Consider the following 17,998-nt stretch of genomic DNA (forward strand, 5'->3'; position numbering starts at 1 on the left):
TCTACTCCGCTGGCTGGACTTGAGCTGTCGGGATTTTCACGCCGCCGTTGGGCGGCCGTCTGAACAGCGCGAAGATGCGCCGCAAGCCTTCCATGATCCCGCCCGGCAGGAAGATGACGATAAGCATGAACACCACGCCCAGCGTCAAATTCCAACCATCACCAACAAAAAGCGAAAGAAAACCGACGATGGGCGCCTCGATGACGTCAGGCAGGAAGCCAAAGACGCTATGCAGCGTGCTTGCACTGAACGAAGAGAAGATGTTTTCACAATATTTGATCACCGCCGCACCCAGCACAGGGCCTACCAGTGTCCCGACGCCGCCAAGAATGGTCATCAGTACAACCTCGCCCGACGCTGTCCATTGCATTCGCTCGGCACCAACAAGCGGATCTGTTGCAGCCATGAGCCCGCCGGCAAGCCCCGCATACATGCCTGAAATGACGAAAGCAGCCAGCAGATAGGGCCGGGTGTTGAAACCGGTATAGCGCATCCGCATCTGATTGGATTTGATTGCCCGCAACATCATGCCAAAGGGCGAGCGGAAGATGCACAGCGAGATAAAGAAGCAGGCGATCAATGCTACTGCGCACAGATAGAACCCGGCATAGCCACCGCCACTTATATTCAATGCAAATAGATTGACTCTCGGCAGTCCAGCCGCAGGTTCGAAAAACAGACCGTCGATGATCCGTGGGTCTTGAAGTGAAAGCTGGAGGCCGGTTTCGCCGTTGGTCAGAGGTGTAAGCACCGAATAGGCTAGATTATAGCTCATCTGCGCAAAGGCAAGCGTCAGGATCGAGAAATAGATGCCAGACCGCCGCAGGCTGATATAGCCGATGGCCAGCGCAAACAAGGCGGCAAAGAAGACGGCCATGAGGATGGCCGGAATTGCATTCATGGTGAAGAGCTTGAATGACCAAACCGCCGCATAGGACCCGGCACCAAGAAATGCTGCATGACCGAAGGAAAGGTAGCCGGTGAGACCGAAGAGGATGTTGAAGCCAATGGCGAAAATGCCAAAGATACAGAATTTCTGCATCAGCGCGGGGTATGCGGCGCCAATCGGATCCAGAATGATTGGCAAACAGAGGATGACGGCAGAGAATCCGACCAATAGCAGCCAATCGTTGCGTGTGGTATTATTGAACATAGGCCTTAGTCCTCCATCACGCCCTTGCGGCCCAGAAGCCCTCGCGGCAGTGTCAGCAGAATGACAACCGCAACCAGATAGATAATGACGTGGTCTATGCCCGGCACGATGGCCTTGATCTCGTTCATCGAGGCGAAGGATTGCAGGATACCGAGCAGGAAACCTGCCGCCACCGCGCCACCGAGCGAGCCCATGCCACCGACAACGACGACAACGAAGGAGAGCACCAGGAACTCCATTCCCATATGATAATCGGGTGGCAGGATCGGTGTGTACATGACACCGGCAACACCTGCGACCACCGCCGCAAGGCCAAACACGACCGTGAAACGCCGCTCGATGTCGATGCCCAGAAAGCCGACAGTCTGGCGGTCATGCATGCCAGCACGCACTACCATGCCGTAGGTGGTGAATTGCAGGAACGCGAACACACCCCCGATCACCCCTAGAGAGAATAACAGATAGACAATACGCCACAACGGGTAGGCGAGTGTGTGGCCCATTCCGAGCAGCGTCCCGACATAAACGGTTCCACCTAGCGCTTCTGGCGCGGGCTGGGGGATAGGGTTTGCTCCGAAAAACTGCCTGATGATCTCCTGGATGACGATCGCCAGGCCGAATGTCACGAGAATCTGGTCGGCAAGGTCGCGCTTGTAGAAATGGCGGATCAGGCCGCGTTCCATGACGATCCCAATGGTTAGCATCACCGGGATGGCAAGCAGGATAGATGCCGGAACCGAATAATCATTGAGGAAAACGCCGAAATCTCCCAGCCAGGCTTCGACATAAGGCGTGCGTATTTCGAGCGGGCTGCCCCACGCCGTCGTCTTGTCCGGGTCGATTGTGACGCTTTCCAGATTGAGCAGCTTGTTGAAGGAGACAGCACAGAAGGCACCCAGCATGAAGAGTGCCCCATGTGCGAAATTTACGACGCCAAGCGTTCCGAAGACCAGCGTAAGACCGAGAGCGATCAAGGCATAAGCGCCGCCCTTGTCCAGACCGTTCAGTATTTGCAACAGTATCGCGTCCATCCTCATCCGCCCATGTTGACTGTCGACATAAATGGAATTGGTCCGACCGCCAGTTCGCGGCCGAACCTTTTTCTCAACTCAGCACTGCTTGGGATCCGATGGCCCCAGCTCGCCTCCGAATATCGCGGGATCGTAGGTCAGTTCCTCGCGCGGCACGACCTTGACGACCTCCATCAAGTCGTACTTGTCGTTGGGGTTCTCCTTGCCTTTCACCACCACGCACGATTTCATGCACTGGTGGTCTTCAGCCCGATAGAGCGTCTTGCCGTTACCCATTCCGTCAAACTCGAAGCCTTCCAGCGCCTTGATCACAGCCGGAGCAAAGAAGGTGCCGGCGCGTTCACAAGCGTCGGCATAGAGCAGAGCCTGAACATAGCAAGTATGGGCCGCCTGCGAAGGCGGAGCGCCGTATTCAGCCCCGAAGGATTTCGTGAATGCCTTGGTGGCTTCGTCCTCCAGTTTCCAGTCCCAGTTGCCGGTACCGTAGATGCCTTTGACCGCTTCGCCAGCACCCTGTGCCATGAGCTCGGAAAACAGCGGCACCACGATCTCGAACTTCTTGCCGTTAACCTCCTTGTCACGAAGGCCGAATTGCACTGCCTGGGTCAATGAATTGACCATGTCCTTGCCGTAGTGGTTGAGGATCAGCACATCGGCGCCTGAATTGAGAACCGGCGTGATGTATTGTGAAAAGTCGGCTGCGCCGAGCGGTGTGCGCACGGCTTTTATTGTTTCCCAGCCGAGCGCTTCGGTTGCTTTCTTGATAGATTCTTCCTGCGTCCAGCCCCAGGTGTAGTCGGCGGTCAGGTGATAGGCCTTGCGATCCTTGCCATAGGCCTCGCCGATCACCGGTGCGAGCGCCACGCCCGACTGATAAGCATTGAAGAAATGACGGAAACCGTAGCGCTTCTTGTCCTTGCCCGTTGTATCGTTGGAATGGGTAAGGCCAGCCATGAAGATGATGCCGAGTTCTTGGCAAAGTCCCTGCACAGCGACGGCCACGCCTGATGACGAACCGCCCGAAATCATGATGGCGCCATCGCGCTCGATCATGCGCTTGGCGCCGTCACGCGCGGCATCGGACTTGGTTTGCGAATCGCCATGCACATAGGCGACTTTCTTGCCAAGAATGCCGTTGCCCTTGAGCACTGTCGGCTTCATCGTATTGATCATGCCGCCGTCGCCCTCACCATTGAGGTGCTTGACGGCAAGCTGGAATGCCTTGAGTTCATCCGCGCCTTCGTCGGCGTAGGCGCCAGTCAGGGGTACGTTCCAGCCAAAAGTCACCGTATCGCCCTTCGGCATATTACAGGACATATCCTCGGCATAAGCACCGCGGATAAAATGCATCGGCGCGGCAAGGCTTACGCCCAGAGCCGCGCCGGTTTTAAGAATGAAACGACGATTCACGTTCTCGAATTTCATCTATGCCTCCCATGGATGCGGCATCGGTTCCCGGCCGCTGCCGTCGAGCGGTGTTTGCTCCGCATTATTGTTGCCCTGTTTTGTCATTTCAGCAATAAGACATTGTATTACAATGATATTTTTGTAAATATTTGTATTTACGCAAAGGTATTTTTGTGTTTAATTTACAAACTCATATAATCCGTGAGGTGCATATGCCCCAAAGCCTCGCTGGCATGAAGATACGAACACAGCGCAAGCGCATCGGCCTTACTCAAGGGGAGTTGGCGCGCCGAGCGGGTATTTCGCCATCCTATCTTAACCTGATCGAGTTGAACAAACGTACAATTGCCGGCGTGCTTATCGGTCGTATCGCAGACGGTCTGGGCATTGAGCGTTCAGAACTTGACGACACGTCCGAGCGGCGAACGGTGGACAGTCTCGATGAACTCTCTGCCGACCCGGCATTCGCCGGGGCTTGCGCCCCCCCAAGAAAGGCGGCCGAATTTGTCAGCCGCCATCCGGATTGGGCAAATCTTCTATTGATGGTCTATCGAGCTTTTGTCGACCGTGATCAGGCAGTCGTAGCTTTGGCGGACAGGCTCAATCGCGATCCATTCCTGGGTGAGAGCGTTCACCGGATTCTGACCAATGTGACTGCGGTACGCTCCGCTGCCGAGATTCTCGAAGAATATGACCAGCTTAGCATTGCAGAGCGGCAGCGGTTCCTGATGATCATTGCGGCTGACAGCGAAAAGCTATCTGATACAGCGCGGTCGCTGGCACAGTTCTTCGATAACCCCGACATGCGTACAGTTTCGGCTACGTCGACTGAACAGGTCGATGCATTCATGTTCGAATCCGGCAATTATTTTGCCGGACTGGAGCAGGTTGCTGCGGATTTTCTGCAACATTCCGGACCAGTGAGACGAAGCCATCCGTATGATGACGAACCAGCACAAGCGGATGCCGTGCTGGAAAATGCGCAATCGCGGCGTTTCCGTTGGCTTCGGGAGGCTTCGGCGCGGACGGCGCATTCTGTGGTGACGGCACTTGTTACCAATAGCCCGACCCTTATTTCCGGTGATGCGCGCTCCCTGGCGACATCCGCTCTGCATGCCTATGTTGCTGCGGCGATCCTGATGCCATATGAGCAGTTCCTGACCGCTGCCGAACGGTGGCGATATGATCTCGATGCACTTTCAAGGCAATTCAATGTTTCCTATGAGCAGGCGGCGCACCGTGTCGCGACGCTGCGCCGTCCGGGTGCCGAAGGCGTGCATTTCGCTTTCATGCGCTCCGATCCGTCCGGTTATGTTACAAAGCGCCTTCCGCTGCCACACCTGCCTTTACCGCGTTACAGTAATGCCTGTCCTTTATGGGTAATCTATGCGGCGTTTCAGAGCCCGGGAGCGACGATACGGTCATTCGGCGAATTGCCTTCCAGCGACAGTTTTCTTTTCTTTGCCCGCGCAATAGAAAAGAGGCCACAATCAGTCACTCACCCAAGGCACCTCCTTTCAATCATGCTTGCATGTCCTGCCTCTGAGGCTGGCCGTGTGGTCTATGGCGATGGAATTGACCGCAACGACATCAAGGCCATTGTTCCTGTGGGTACGACATGCCGCCTGTGTCCGCGGGCGAGGTGCAGCCACCGGCAGGAGGCACCACTTTTTCTTTGATGGGCTGTATGGCAATAAAATATATGCTCACCGCCCACGATATGTATAGAATAGAGGGAAAACGGTGAACAAGGGGAGGTCGCCGGGCATTGTCAAAGACGCGGGTACTTATCGTCGAGGACGAGCCGAATATAGTAGAATCCTTGAGCTTTATCCTGCAACGGGCCGATTTCGACATCGACACCGCGCTGGATGGGGCTGAAGCGCTGTGGCGATTGCACAGGCAGTCCTATTCGGCTCTCATTCTTGATCTCATGCTACCGGGGATCAGCGGTTTTGATGTCCTGCGTTCAATACGTTCCGACAAGGTGCTTGAAAACCTGCCGGTGATCGTGCTGACCGCCAAGGGGCAAGCAGCCGACCGCAAGGCGGCGGAAGCGACAGGAGCTACCGCTTTCGTCACGAAACCCTTCTCCAACGAGGACGTTGTCGAGCGGGTGCGCAAACTGACGGGGGGCTGACCTTGGCTTCCAGGCAATCCAGCGGTCAGGGGTTTCGGGACGCGGCGACGATACTGCCTGTCATTGCGACGCTACTGCTAACGCCGCCGCTGATCTGGATATTTGCCACAACCGCTAAGCCTGGCGGTATTCCGCTGATTGTGCTCTATATTTTTGTTGTCTGGGCGGCTATTATTCTCGTCGCCCTTTTTCTCGCGCGGCGTGTCGATCAGCCACCGAACGAGCCCAAAGATCAATCCGGAGCCGACGAGCGGGGATAACGAAATGCTGCCCGTCAATCTCGTCGTATTCGTTTGTCTGGCCTACGTGCTGTTCCTGTTTCTTGTCGCTTTTGCCGGTGATCGAAAAGCCTCCAGGAACCCATCCGGCTGGCTTTCCTCACCGCTCGTTTATACCCTTTCCATCTCCATCTATTGTACATCATGGACATTCTTCGGAGCGGTGGGGTCGGCGGCGCGAAACGGTGCGGAATTCGTGACGATCTATCTTGGCCCTACAGTGGTCTTCGCTGGTTGGTGGTTTTTCCTGCGCAAGCTAGTTACTGTCGGTCGCGTCTATCACACCACTTCAATTGCTGATCTTATTTCCGCGCGTTTCGGAAAGAGCCCGGCGCTTGGCGCCCTGATCACAATCATGGCGCTGATTGGCACCACGCCATATATCGCGTTGCAGTTAAAAGCGCTCACGTCGAGCTTTCAGGTGATTACCTTTCCAGCCGGAGCCGTTGTGGCGGCAAGTGTCGAACTAGAGCCTGATTTCATCACAACATTTTGGGTGGTGGCTGGCCTATGTGTTTTCTCGATCATGTTTGGTGTTCGCAACATCGACGTCAACGAACATCATCATGGTGTGATCGCGGCAATCGCGGTGGAGGCGGTGGTGAAGCTATCTGCTTTGCTGACTGTCGGCCTCTGGGTCGTATTTGGTATTGCAGACACTCCCGCCACGGTTTTCAACAACGCGCCCGTCAGCCTCTCCAACCCCGACAGTTTTGGCACGCGCTGGGTAGCTCTTTGCTTTCTTGCCGGAGCGGCTGTGATTTGCCTGCCGCGTCAGTTTCAGGTTGCAGTGGTGGAGAATACATCGGAGCGTCAGCTACGCACTGCTTCCTGGCTGTTTCCGTTGTATCTCTTCCTGATCTGCCTTTTCGTCATACCGATCGCTATAGCAGGGCTCAAAGGCCTCCCGGAAGGGTCGGATCCTGATCTTTTCGTGTTGACGCTTCCGCTGACCTCCGGTCAGAACACGATTGCACTATTCGCCTTTCTCGGCGGTTTTTCCTCGGCGACTTCCATGGTCATCGTTGCCTCGATTGCGCTATCGACCATGATATCGAACCACCTGGTCATGCCGTTCGCGGTACGATTTGGCATGGTGCCGGCTGCCAGCGGACAAACTGCTCGCGGCTTTATTCTCCGCGTGCGCCGCATCAGCATCTGTATCACCATCCTGTTGGGCTACGTTTATTTCTGGCTTAGCGGAACATCCGGGGCTCTGGCCGCGATCGGGCTAATCTCATTTTGCGGCGTTGCGCAATTCATGCCAAGCCTTGTCGGGGGGCTTTACTGGCGTCGCGCAACGCAAGCGGGCGCGATAGCCGGTTTGACGGCAGGCTTCGTCGTCTGGAGCTACACGCTTTTCCTGCCAAGCTTCGAAGGTGCCTTCCTACTGTCCACGCATGTTATCGATAATGGATTATTCGGTTTATCGTGGCTCAAACCTTATGCTTTGTTCGGCCTGGTCGGCTTCGATCCGCTGGTTCATGCTTTATTCTGGAGCATGTTCCTGAACATAGCATTTTTCGTCGGCGTTTCGCTGGTAGGTGAGCCGACCCCGCTTGCCCGGTTGCAGGCCACACTTTTCATAGATGTCTTTCGCCGCCAGACGGAGAGCGAGCTTAGTGTGATCCGCCGCACTGCGCAGATTTCGGATTTGCGTCAGACCGCCGGGCGTATACTTGGTCCCGAGGAAACCATGCATCTCTTCCATCTTGAGGAGGCTGGAGGAAAGGCGACCGTCGCCAGCGAAGAGCTCATATCATTGGTCGAGGCGCGGCTTGCGGCAAATGTCGGCGCGGCTTCAGCCCGCTCGCTAGTCTCACAAGTCGTCACTAATGAGACGATCAGCGTCGAGGAACTGAAGCGCCTTGCCGGTGAGGCGGAACAGATACGGGCATATTCGGCGGAACTGGAACACAAGTCGCACCAGATCGAGGCAACGGCGGCGGAACTGGCAAAGGCAAATGAGAGACTGCGCGAAATCGACATTCAGAAGGACGAATTCCTGAGTCAGATTAGCCATGAAGTCCGTACGCCCATGACGGCGATCCGCTCCTTCAGCGAGATTCTTCTGAAGAACAGAGATATTGATGAAACGCGCAAGCTTCATTTCCTTGGCATAATTCAGTCCGAGAGCTTTCGCCTGACTCGCCTTCTGGACGGTATTCTCGACATGAATTTCACAGAGCCGGGAGCACAGCTCTGGGAGATGACCATCTTCGATCCGGAATTAGCAATAGACCAGGCAATTGAAACCTGCGAGCCGCTGGCCAAAGCCGCGGGGGTGAAGATTGCGCGTGGTCGTCGGGTGCGCAATGCACATATACTGGGGAGCCAGGATCGCCTTGCTCAGGTCTTCATCAACCTGATCTCGAACGCTATCAAACACAATCCAAACATAAATCCGGAAGTCGTCGTATCGTGTCGCACCCGTAGAAATACAGTATTTGAAGCACGAGTATCCGATAACGGGCCGGGTATCCCTCCGGCTGATCGAGAGAATATTTTCACAAAATTTTTCCGGGGATCAAAGGCGCGGCAAAACGGTGTTGGATTAGGACTACCAATCAGCCGGCAGATTATTAAAAGGCTTGAGGGCGAACTTTGCCTTTCAGATGATAAATCTGGAGGTGCTGAATTTGTTGTTCAGTTACCACTTTGCCGCGATCAGAGTATCAGGAATTGATGAGGCTACCCGACCTTTCCAAACCGTTTAGCACTGTCGCCATCAGAATGTCATCGCTGGCCTTCATATCAAAACAGAGCGGTCCTGACCGATCGCTCTGGAGAGGGTAGGCTACTCCATAATCGAAGTCTCCAGCTAATGTCAGGGGCTTGTCAGCAGTCTGATCCGCCACTCAGGCGGGTCTTTGTCTGGCTATTGTCCTACTTCACAGCGGCTGAGTTTGATCGGTGCGCCGACTGTCTTGCCGAAGTCGATGCATTGACCGGAAGTGCAGAGCCGCCAGCCGCCACCGGTCTGGCCCGACGATGCCAGCATCACGGATTTCTGTGCCGGCAGCTTCGGCGTATAGACCCACCAGTTATCGATCAGCCTTGAACCTTCGGGCGGTTCCATTCCCGCGCCCGAGCCTTTCACCCGCGCTTCTGTCAGCAGGAGACCGTCTGGCGTGACCTGCCATTCCTCGCGCCATTCCGTCTTCTGCACCGAATGCGTCCAGGAGAGCGAGAAGACGGACGCCGCGATAACGGTCATCTTGCCCGCGAGGAGGATGCAGAGGGCGTCCATGGAGGTTTCGCTATCAGGCTGCGGGTGCGGCCACGCGGTGGCTGCGCCACCAGTGGACCGCGACCACTGCGATGCCTAGTACCCAGCCGGCTTCATCGGTCAGGGGCAGGGTCAGCACCAGAAGAACGCCGGCAAGGAAACTGCCCAATCGTTCCCACCAGAGCGCCCGTGAGAACAGGAAGCCGACAACCGCCATGCCCCAGAGCGCGATGCCGAAGCAGGTCTTCAGGAAAATGTAGGACACTTCGCCCCAATAGCCGATATAGGTCGAGAGTGGACCGGGATCCTGGAGCATCAGCGCCGGTGTATAGACTGCCATGAAAGGCACGACGAAACCGGCTGTCGCTAACTTCGTCGCCTGAACCGAAATCTTGAGGCCCGATGTCTTGGCCATGGGTGCGGCGGCGAAGCAGGCGAGTGCGACGGGTGGCGTCAGGTCGGCCATGATGCCGAAATAGAAGACGAACATGTGGCTGACCAGCAGAGGCACGCCCAGCTCCAGCAAGGCAGGGCCAGCCAAAGACGATGTAATGATGTAGTTCGGGATCGTGGGAATGCCCATACCCAGCACAAGGCAGGTGATCATTGTGAGGATCAGCGATAAAAACAGATTGTTCTCGCCGATGGCGATGACCCATCCGATGAAGGTGGATGCGATGCCAGTCAGTGTCAGTGTACCGATGACGATGCCGACAATGGCGCAGGCTATACCGACGGGCAGCGCGTTTTTCGCACCTTCGGCCATGGAGTCACGACAGATGGCCAATGTCTCGCGACCGCCCTTGAATAAAACGCAGGCGGCAATCAGCAGGCTGATCACGATGGCGAGCACGTTGATGCCGAACTTCATGAAGGCGGCTGCCGCGAGCCCGAGAGCGATCCAGAACACGACGCGGAAGGCGAAGGGACCGATCAGCGCGGCTAGGGGCGTGCCAAGGATCAGCACGACGATCAAGGCGAGGCCCATTGTGCCAGCGAAGATCGGCGTATAGCCAGCGAACAGTAGGTAGATCAGCATGCCGAGCGGCAGCACCAGGGGCCAGTGCTGGCGTAGAGCTGCCCAGGGGTCGGGCAGGGTCTTCTTGTCCATGCCGCCGAGGCCTGCCCTGCCGGCCTCCAGATGCACCATCCAAAAGCAGACGCCGAAATAGAGGACAGCAGGAATGAGCGCTGCCTTGACGACATCGACATAGGGTACGTTCAGCGTCTCGGCCATGATGAAGGCGACTGCGCCCATAACAGGCGGCATGATCTGGCCGCCCATGGATGAGGTGGCTTCCACGCCGCCAGCAAACGCCGACCGGAAACCGAAGCGTTTCATCAGCGGAATGGTAAACTGGCCGGAGGCCACGACATTGGCGACGCCCGAGCCCGAGATGGTTCCCATGAGGGCCGAGGACATGACGCAGACCTGAGCCGGGCCACCGCGCCAACTGCCTACGAGGCCAAGTGCAAAGTCGTTGAACAGAGCGAGCATCCCGGCGCGTTCGAGGAAAGCGGCGAATACGACGAAGATGAAGATATAGGCCGCCGAGACGTAGATCGGCGTGCCGTAGATGCCTTCTGTGCCGAAGCCGAAATGCTCTATGATCTGAGCGAAGTCGTAGCCACGATGGATGAAGGGAGGCGGTAGATAATTGCCAAAGAAGCAGTAAACCAGAAAGATTCCGGCGATGATGGTGAGTGGCCAGCCCATCAGGCGGCGTGCACCCTCAAAGACTAGAACGATAACCAGCGCGCCCACGATCAGGTCCGGAACCGTGTGGAATCCGGAACGGATGATCAAATCCTTGTAGAAGACCCAATTGTAGATGCCGGTCAGAAAGCCAAGAACGCCCAGCAGCCAGAACCATGCCTTGCTGACCGGATTCTTCGCGACGAGATTGCCAATGAGGGCGAAGCCAAGCAGCAACAGGAAGCCGACATGCATGGCTCGGACAATCTGACTGGCCAGCGTTCCGTAAGCGGCAGTCCATAGTTGAAACAACGAGAACGTAAAGGCGATCCAGAAGGCGGTCCGGCCGAGAATGCCCCCGCCGAAACCGGGCGGCAACCCCTCGATGACTTCTTCTGCGCTATCTTGTGGAATGACCGGCCCTTCAACCTTATCGGCGGTGCTCATGGTCGCCCTCCGTGCAATGGGAAGCGCAAGCTATCCACGGCTGCGCCTGATCGTGGGATTGGTACTTGGCTACGGGGTGCCCAGTGCGGACGCCCCGTCAGGCTTCGGGCGATTACTTCAGGATCCCGGCTTCGCGATAATAGCGTTCGGCACCCGGATGCAGCGGAACGGGCATGCCTTCCAGCGCCTTGGCTGGATCGATAGCCTTTGCCGCAGCATGCGAGGCAATGAGCTTTGGAAGGTTATCGAAGAGCAGCTTGGTCATCTGATAGGCCGTCTCGTCTGAAACGCCTTCATGCGTGATCAGGAAGTTGCCGACGGCAGCAGTTTCTACATCTGCGCTCTGGCCGTCATAAGTGCCTGCCGGAATGATGACCGAGACGTAGGGCGCACCGATTTTCTCAACATCCGCCTTGGGCACCGCCACGACGTTGATTGGCAGCGAGGTTGAGAGGTCGCGGATCGAGGCTACGCCAAGTCCGGCCGACTGCAACGTCGCATCGAGCTGGCGGTTCTTTATCAATTCGACCGATTCCGCGAAGGGCAGGTATTCGACCTTGCCGAGGTCTTCATAGGTCATGCCGGCAGCGGCGAAGATGGTGCGGGCATTGAGTTCGGTGCCCGAAGCGGGGGCGCCGACGGAAAGGCTCTTGCCCTTCAGGTCAGCCAGCGACTTGATGCCGGACTCCTGGCTGGCGACGATCTGGATATAGTTTGGATAGATGGCGGCTATGCCGCGCAACTTGTCGAGAGGTTGCGGGAAGCCAGCTTCCTTGTTGCCTTTGACGGCTTCCTGTACCGAATCGCCTAATGAGAAGCCGATCTCGCCCTTGCCTTGCTGCAACAGGTTCAGGTTTTCGACTGATGCCTTGGTTGCCTGCACCTGCGTGCGCGAACCCTCGATGCCCTTGGCGTAGATTTCCGACAGCGCGACGCCGAGCGGATAATAGACGCCCGATGTGCCGCCGGTGAGTACGTTGATGAATTCCTGTGCCTGTGCGCCCGTTGCCGACAGGTTAAGCGATAGGGCTGCTGCCCCGCCGATCAAGGCGCGTCGTGTCAATGCGATCATACTCTTCCTCCCTGGTATGTTCAGGGAGAAGTTTAGACGGGTGAAACGAAATCGGAAAGGCCAGAAATCGATAGATGAATATATACGATCATTGGAACGCGACCTCTGCGGTGTTCTTCAAGGCCATAGCGTCGAGGTGGCATCTTCCTTAAATCCATAACTTATTGAAATGGATATAAATTTTATAATTGCCACTATCGTCCTGTAGGCAAATAACTGCTACATGACTGTTACCTGATCGAGTGAATATTTCAGCCTGTCGCATGTTGTGTCTCCCGGCTGTGGAACACGCGAGGGTGCTGGTGGTTATTTGCAACGTAGCGGGGAACCTTGAAAGCGAGGCCCGATATGAGAAAGATAATTCTTGTTGCCGCAACAGCGCTCTTGGCTGCACCCTCAGCCGCCTTTGCTCAAGATACAGTGATTGTAGAGGTACCCAGCAGAGTTCAGGAATATGTCCTTACGCATCCTGCCGATCCTGTTGTCATTGAGGACGAAATCGGTCAAGGCTATATTCTGCCGGAGGCGGTTATCGTCAATCCGATTCCGGACGATCCGGATTTTGGATATATCTATGTCGATGGCAAGCCGGTGATCGTCTCAATGCAGAATAGGACAGTTGTATATTATACGGAAGCGCCAAGCGCCGGACCCGTAATTCCGGATGACGTCGTCACCTATATCGAAGATAATCCCTTGCCGCCGGTAGTATATGAAGGAGATCTGGCCGAAGGCACGATTATTCCGAGCGATATTCCGCTGGAAATTGTCCCTGATCAGCCGACCTACTCTTATATCTATGTAAACGGTCGGCCTGCGCTCGTGGAAACAGACACGCGCCGCATTGTTTGGGTCAGATAATTGTGGGCCCCTGCTTATCGGGCAGGGGCCGAATTTCGTGGGCGATAAGCTCGGGCGATTTAAGTGGTGGACCGATTAAAGGTGATCGATCATATAGTGCGAACATCATCCCAGTAGTTATTGAATTCGAAAAGATAGTCAGCTAGTTTGCAATCATCCGTTTGGACCCGGTGAAACTCCGGGTGGCTCTTCTGGCCGCCAATCCGCCAGACAACACAGCAACGCAACTCTTTCTCAAGGACCGGATTTCGTTCGGCCCGTTGCATTCAACTGTGAAAAAATCTTAATGCACACATTCTTAAAATACCGCCGGGAATGGTTTTCAAACATTCGCGGCGATGTTCTCTCCGGTATCGTAGTCGCCCTCGCTCTTATTCCGGAAGCTATCGGCTTTTCTGTTATTGCGGGGGTCGATCCGAAAGTCGGGCTCTATGCCTCTTTTGCTATAGCTTGCGTGTCCGCCTTCACGGGTGGCCGCCCCGGCATGATTTCCGCAGCCACTGCTGCGACTGCCGTTGTGATGGTATCTCTCGTGAAAGAGCATGGACTGCCTTATCTTTTTGCGGCCACGATCCTCATGGGACTCATACAGATCGCCGCGGGTATGCTAAAGCTTGGACGCGTAATGCGCTTTGTCTCGCGTTCCGTCATCACAGGCTTTGTCAACGCGCTGGCAATCCTGATTTTCATGGCCCAGTTGCCCGAACTCATTAATGTCCCGATCCAGACCTACTGGATGATTGCAGGCGGACTTGCGATTATCTATCTCTTCCCCCGTTTGACCAAAGCTGTGCCCTCGCCATTGGTGGCGATAGCCGTATTGACGGGTATCGCTTGGTGGTCAGGAATGGATCTGCGAACCGTAGGCGATCTTGGTGAACTGCCATCGGCATTTCCTGCTTTCGCGTTGCCTCAGGTGCCACTCAATCTTGAAACGCTGCAAATCATCCTTCCATATTCGGTGACGCTCGCAGCGGTTGGATTGCTTGAGTCTTTGCTGACGGCTCAAATTGTCGATGATATGACTGATACGCCCAGCAACAAGAGTCAGGAATGCATCGGCCAGGGAACGAGCAATATTGCCTCTGCCTTGATCGGCGGCATGGGCGGCTGCGCCATGATCGGCCAATCCGTGATCAACGTTTCGTCCGGCGGGCGCGGGAGACTCTCGACCTTCGTGGCAGGGTCATTTCTGCTTTTCCTGATCCTCGTTCTCGATGATCTGGTCCGCATCATTCCCATGGCAGCCCTGGTTGCAGTTATGATTATGGTTTCGATAGGGACTTTCTCGTGGCGTTCGATCCTCGATCTCCGCCGCAACCCCCTTCCGTCTTCAGTGGTCATGCTGGCGACGGTGGTCACGGTCGTTACAACGCATAATCTCGCAAAAGGCGTCCTCGTTGGCGTTCTCCTGTCAGGTATTTTCTTCGCCGGGAAAGTGGCCAAGTTATTTAGCGTCATAAAGCAGGTTGATGAGGAGAAAACGACGATCACATATACGGTATCAGGACAAATCTTCTTTGCTTCTGCGGAGAGCTTTGTCAACGCATTCGATTTCGCTCATACTGAATCAAAAGTGATAATCGATGTTCATCGGGCGCACCTATGGGATATTACTGCGGTGGGAGCACTTGACAAGGTCGTGATAAAGTTTCGTCGTGCAGGCGTAAAAGTCGAAGTACACGGTTTCAATCAGGCTAGTGCCGAGATGGTGGACCGATTTGCTTTACATGACAAGACAGAACGGGAAGCCGCCAGCGCATCAGTGCATTAGACAAGTTCCCGCTGCCCGGCCAACGTTCACTATCAACGGCGGTCCCGTAGGTGGTCTACGGTATGTCGCGCTCGTATAGCCACCGGGCTGAACTCACTTGGAGCAAATATCGATGCACGCTTTTGTCCTCGCTCTTTTTCGGGGCACCTCTTCATTTTGCGCTACGGGACTGACGTTCGGTACCTTGTTCTTTGCGGCGGCGCTAACACCGAGTCTCATCCCGCGAACCCACATCATTCAGGGAATTTTGTGCGGGCTGGTGTTCGCAATCGGTTACGGTATCGGCGTGCTTTTCGGCGCGTTGTGGCGCTACCTCGAACTACCGGAGATTAGGGGCCGCAAACGCGCCATTCTTAAAATCGGCGTCGGCATTATCTGTCTTGTGGTCACGCTCGCCGCACTCGGCTCATCTGCAGCCTGGCAAAACTCCATTCGTGCGGCAATGGATATGCCGTCCGTACCGTCCGTCTATCCCGTGACGCTTACGGCTATAGCTTTGGCAGTTTTCCTCACGCTTCTGGCCATCTCCCGCATACTCATTCGGTTGGGACAGTATATCTCATCGAAGATGCACCCGGTCATGCCGAGGCGTGTCGCCAATGTCATTGCCGCTTCTGTAACGGCTTTTTTAATCTGGACTATCGCAAATGGCCTCCTGATCAACACAGCATTCAACTCGCTCGATGCCTCCTTCAAACGCTATGACGCTCTGATGGAACCGGATCGTGTGCAGCCATCATCCCCCAATAAGACTGGCAGTGCGGCCTCACTGATCGACTGGCGGGATCTGGGTCGCGCTGGCCGCGAATATATCGCTTCCGCACCGACGGCAGTCGAAATATCTGCCTTTACTGGACGGGCGGCTATGGAGCCGGTGCGAGTCTATGCCGGTCTCAACGTCGGCAACACGCCGCAGGCGAGGGCCAGACAGGCGCTTGAAGAACTGAAGCGGCAGAGAGGCTTCGAGCGATCCGTTTTGGTGATCGCCGTGCCAACGGGTACAGGCTGGGTTGATCCGTCCGCCATGATCGGCCTGGAATATCTGCATGATGGAAACGTAGCCAGCATCGCGATGCAATATTCCTATCTCAACAGTCCGCTGTCACTGCTGTTCCAGCCCGAGTATGGTATCGAATCGGCACGCGCCCTGTTCGAGACCGTCTATGAATACTGGAAGAGCCTGCCGGTGGACGAACGACCAAAGATCTATCTGCACGGCCTGAGCCTTGGTGCTTTCAATTCACAAAGCTCGGTATCTCTCTTCGAGATACTAGACGCACCTTTGAATGGCGCTGTGTGGAGCGGTCCTCCCTTTCCCAGCCCTCTGTGGCGGTCCATGACACGCAACCGCAATCCCGACTCGCCGGAATGGCTGCCTGTGGTGCGTGACGGTGCTTTCGTTCGCTTCATGAACCAGAATGGTGAAGCGCCAGGTAACGGCACCGAATGGGGCGTTATGCGCACGGTCTACTTGCAATATGCCAGCGATGCCATTGTCTTTTTCGACAGCAGCGTATTCTATCGCGAACCAGAGTGGATGAAGGAACCCCGCGGCCCTGATGTTTCAGCAGATTTGCGCTGGTATCCTATTGTGACCGCACTACAACTCGTGGTCGATATGGCATTTGCTGACACCGCGCCCATGGGGCATGGACATGTTTATGCCCCCGAGCATTATCTGGATGCCTGGCGGGAGGTGGCAAGTGCTGAAGGCTGGCAAAGTGAAGACATTGACCGGCTGAAACAATATCTGCGCCACAAAGTAGATGAAGGCAATGCCGAAGGTTTTGAGGAACGTGGGGGGTAAACCTACGCAATTCTATATAAAGTTCGGCCAGACCGCTTTCGCGTTCATGGCCGGTATCGTGGTTATCTTTACTTTAGCATCGGCCAGGTGTCGGAGAGTTTGTAACCGCCCGGAAACGGATCCGCCGGATCGAGCATTAGCTGCGACGTGCCACTGATCCAGGCGCGCCCCGAAATCGACGGCACGATGGCCTTCTGTCCCGCAATCGTCGCCTCCTTGATAATTTTACCCACGAACTTCGTGCCGATGATGGAAACGCCCGTGAGGGTTTCGCCTTCCTTCAATGCACCGCGCGCGTTAAGGAGCGCCATGCGTGCCGACACTGCCGTTCCTGTGGGCGAGCGGTCGATCTTGCCTGGCTGGATCGCCACGACAGACTTAGCCATGAGTTCGTTATTCGCATGATAGGGACGCCCGGCGAAAAGGCAAAACGAAATATGGTTCCAGCCAGTCTCTTCCGGATGCGAGAAACCGAGCTTTTTGTTGGCGGCATTGGTGATTCTGATTCCTGTCTCGGCAATCACACGGGCATTTTCCGGTGACAGGTCGAGGCCGATCTCATCGGGATCAACGACCACGAAACTATCACCGCCATAGGCGGTGTCGACGGTGAGTGTTCCGATGCCAGGCACTTCAAGCCTGGCATCCAGCTTTTGGGCGAAACTCTTGACGTTCGTAACGGTGATCCGCTCGGCCTTGCCGTTGCGGCATTCGGCGACCACTTCCACAAGTCCGGCCGGAGCTTCAAGCACCATGCGGGTCTCTGGTTCGGTCATGGGAATGATACCGCTATCAAGAAGAACGGTCGATACGCAAATCGAATTGGAACCCGACATAGGCGGCGTGTCTTCGGGTTCCATAATGATCCAGCCCATCTGCGCGCCGGGGTTCTTCGGCGGCACCAGAAGGTTAACATGGCGAAAGACGCCCCCGCGAGGCTCATTGAGGACGAAGTTCCTGAGCGCCTGGTCTCTGGCGATCCAGCGAGACTGTTCCCAGATGGAGTCACCCGGAGGCGGTGCGACGCCGCCTACGATCACGTCGCCTACTTCCCCTTCGGCGTGGCAACTGACGATATGAACAATCCTGGATGAGCGCATTAT

General features: G+C 55.8%; 14 protein-coding genes and 1 other annotated feature. Of the genes, 7 read left to right on the forward strand and 7 right to left on the reverse strand.

The features are described 5' to 3' along the window. Nucleotide 1: 1 nt before the first annotated feature. The 3 genes from KUG47_RS08655 to KUG47_RS08665 all read right to left on the reverse strand — a co-directional run bounded on the left by KUG47_RS08655 (nt 2) and on the right by KUG47_RS08665 (nt 3,609). On the reverse strand, nt 2-1,153 hold the full coding sequence (locus KUG47_RS08655; protein ID WP_217677563.1) for a branched-chain amino acid ABC transporter permease: 1,152 nt from the start codon (nt 1,151-1,153) through the stop codon (nt 2-4). A 5-nt stretch (nt 1,154-1,158) separates the two neighbouring features. Then, nucleotides 1,159-2,184, reverse strand: coding sequence for a branched-chain amino acid ABC transporter permease (locus tag KUG47_RS08660; RefSeq protein WP_217677564.1), 1,026 nt, complete (start codon nt 2,182-2,184; stop codon nt 1,159-1,161). Between the two features lie 78 nt (nt 2,185-2,262). Next, nucleotides 2,263-3,609 (reverse strand): substrate-binding protein, encoded by a 1,347-nt coding sequence (locus KUG47_RS08665; protein WP_217677565.1) that lies wholly within the window; start codon nt 3,607-3,609, stop codon nt 2,263-2,265. Nucleotides 3,610-3,803: 194 nt separating this feature from the next. On the opposite strand from KUG47_RS08665, the gene KUG47_RS08670 reads away from it, so the two are divergent. From KUG47_RS08670 to KUG47_RS08685, 4 genes are all read left to right on the forward strand, one after another. Continuing rightward, nucleotides 3,804-5,270: a helix-turn-helix domain-containing protein gene (locus KUG47_RS08670; protein WP_217677566.1), complete on the forward strand. Its 1,467-nt coding sequence runs from the start codon at nt 3,804-3,806 to the stop codon at nt 5,268-5,270. A gap of 89 nt (nt 5,271-5,359) precedes the next feature. Continuing rightward, a complete protein-coding gene (locus tag KUG47_RS08675; RefSeq protein ID WP_217677567.1) occupies nt 5,360-5,731 on the forward strand; it encodes a response regulator transcription factor in 372 nt (123 codons plus the stop codon). A 2-nt stretch (nt 5,732-5,733) separates the two neighbouring features. Next, entirely contained in the window at nt 5,734-5,991 is a 258-nt protein-coding gene (locus KUG47_RS08680; RefSeq protein WP_217677568.1) for a hypothetical protein, read from the forward strand. A 4-nt stretch (nt 5,992-5,995) separates the two neighbouring features. Further along, a complete protein-coding gene (locus KUG47_RS08685) occupies nt 5,996-8,695 on the forward strand; it encodes a sensor histidine kinase (protein ID WP_217677569.1) in 2,700 nt (899 codons plus the stop codon). 192 nt (nt 8,696-8,887) lie between these two features. Here KUG47_RS08685 and KUG47_RS08690 read toward each other — a convergent pair whose 3' ends face one another. From KUG47_RS08690 to KUG47_RS08700, 3 genes are all read right to left on the reverse strand, one after another. Beyond that, nucleotides 8,888-9,259: a DUF1850 domain-containing protein gene (locus KUG47_RS08690; RefSeq protein WP_217677570.1), complete on the reverse strand. Its 372-nt coding sequence runs from the start codon at nt 9,257-9,259 to the stop codon at nt 8,888-8,890. A gap of 13 nt (nt 9,260-9,272) precedes the next feature. After that, nucleotides 9,273-11,381, reverse strand: a complete 2,109-nt coding sequence (locus tag KUG47_RS08695) for a TRAP transporter permease (protein ID WP_217677571.1) — start codon at nt 11,379-11,381, stop codon at nt 9,273-9,275. 112 nt (nt 11,382-11,493) lie between these two features. Continuing rightward, on the reverse strand, nt 11,494-12,453 hold the full coding sequence (locus KUG47_RS08700) for a TAXI family TRAP transporter solute-binding subunit (RefSeq protein ID WP_217677572.1): 960 nt from the start codon (nt 12,451-12,453) through the stop codon (nt 11,494-11,496). 348 nt (nt 12,454-12,801) lie between these two features. On the opposite strand from KUG47_RS08700, the gene KUG47_RS08705 reads away from it, so the two are divergent. From KUG47_RS08705 to KUG47_RS08715, 3 genes are all read left to right on the forward strand, one after another. Continuing rightward, the gene (locus KUG47_RS08705) at nt 12,802-13,314 is read left to right on the forward strand and encodes a DUF1236 domain-containing protein (RefSeq protein WP_217677573.1); all 513 of its coding nucleotides are present in this window, start codon (nt 12,802-12,804) and stop codon (nt 13,312-13,314) included. A gap of 160 nt (nt 13,315-13,474) precedes the next feature. Continuing rightward, nucleotides 13,475-13,530, forward strand: a sequence feature (sul1 is cis-regulatory element that is thought to sense ions involved in sulfur or methionine metabolism; They are found in Alphaproteobacteria). A gap of 70 nt (nt 13,531-13,600) precedes the next feature. Further along, complete coding sequence (locus KUG47_RS08710) at nt 13,601-15,088, forward strand: SulP family inorganic anion transporter (protein ID WP_217677574.1); 1,488 nt, start codon at nt 13,601-13,603, stop codon at nt 15,086-15,088. Between the two features lie 112 nt (nt 15,089-15,200). Then, nucleotides 15,201-16,895: an alpha/beta hydrolase gene (locus KUG47_RS08715; protein ID WP_217677575.1), complete on the forward strand. Its 1,695-nt coding sequence runs from the start codon at nt 15,201-15,203 to the stop codon at nt 16,893-16,895. Between the two features lie 68 nt (nt 16,896-16,963). On the opposite strand, the gene KUG47_RS08720 is transcribed toward KUG47_RS08715, so the two are convergent. Beyond that, nucleotides 16,964-17,995 (reverse strand): trans-3-hydroxy-L-proline dehydratase, encoded by a 1,032-nt coding sequence (locus KUG47_RS08720; protein WP_217677576.1) that lies wholly within the window; start codon nt 17,993-17,995, stop codon nt 16,964-16,966. Between the last annotated feature and the right edge of the window lie 3 nt (nt 17,996-17,998).

Source organism: Falsochrobactrum tianjinense (genome assembly GCF_019100495.1).
In the GTDB taxonomy this organism is placed as follows: domain Bacteria; phylum Pseudomonadota; class Alphaproteobacteria; order Rhizobiales; family Rhizobiaceae; genus Brucella; species Brucella tianjinense.

Excerpts from the sequence above, each read along its gene's own strand:
- KUG47_RS08670 (WP_217677566.1), top strand. The coding sequence starts at position 3,804 with ATGCCCCAAAGCCTCGCTGGCATGAAGATACGAACACAGCGCAAGCGC.
- KUG47_RS08705 (WP_217677573.1), top strand. The coding sequence starts at position 12,802 with ATGAGAAAGATAATTCTTGTTGCCGCAACAGCGCTCTTGGCTGCACCC.
- KUG47_RS08700 (WP_217677572.1), bottom strand. The coding sequence starts at position 12,453 with ATGATCGCATTGACACGACGCGCCTTGATCGGCGGGGCAGCAGCCCTA.
- KUG47_RS08690 (WP_217677570.1), bottom strand. The coding sequence starts at position 9,259 with ATGGACGCCCTCTGCATCCTCCTCGCGGGCAAGATGACCGTTATCGCG.
- KUG47_RS08685 (WP_217677569.1), top strand. The coding sequence starts at position 5,996 with ATGCTGCCCGTCAATCTCGTCGTATTCGTTTGTCTGGCCTACGTGCTG.
- KUG47_RS08720 (WP_217677576.1), bottom strand. The coding sequence starts at position 17,995 with ATGCGCTCATCCAGGATTGTTCATATCGTCAGTTGCCACGCCGAAGGG.
- KUG47_RS08660 (WP_217677564.1), bottom strand. The coding sequence starts at position 2,184 with ATGGACGCGATACTGTTGCAAATACTGAACGGTCTGGACAAGGGCGGC.
- KUG47_RS08715 (WP_217677575.1), top strand. The coding sequence starts at position 15,201 with ATGCACGCTTTTGTCCTCGCTCTTTTTCGGGGCACCTCTTCATTTTGC.
- KUG47_RS08710 (WP_217677574.1), top strand. The coding sequence starts at position 13,601 with ATGCACACATTCTTAAAATACCGCCGGGAATGGTTTTCAAACATTCGC.
- KUG47_RS08655 (WP_217677563.1), bottom strand. The coding sequence starts at position 1,153 with ATGTTCAATAATACCACACGCAACGATTGGCTGCTATTGGTCGGATTC.
- KUG47_RS08695 (WP_217677571.1), bottom strand. The coding sequence starts at position 11,381 with ATGAGCACCGCCGATAAGGTTGAAGGGCCGGTCATTCCACAAGATAGC.
- KUG47_RS08665 (WP_217677565.1), bottom strand. The coding sequence starts at position 3,609 with ATGAAATTCGAGAACGTGAATCGTCGTTTCATTCTTAAAACCGGCGCG.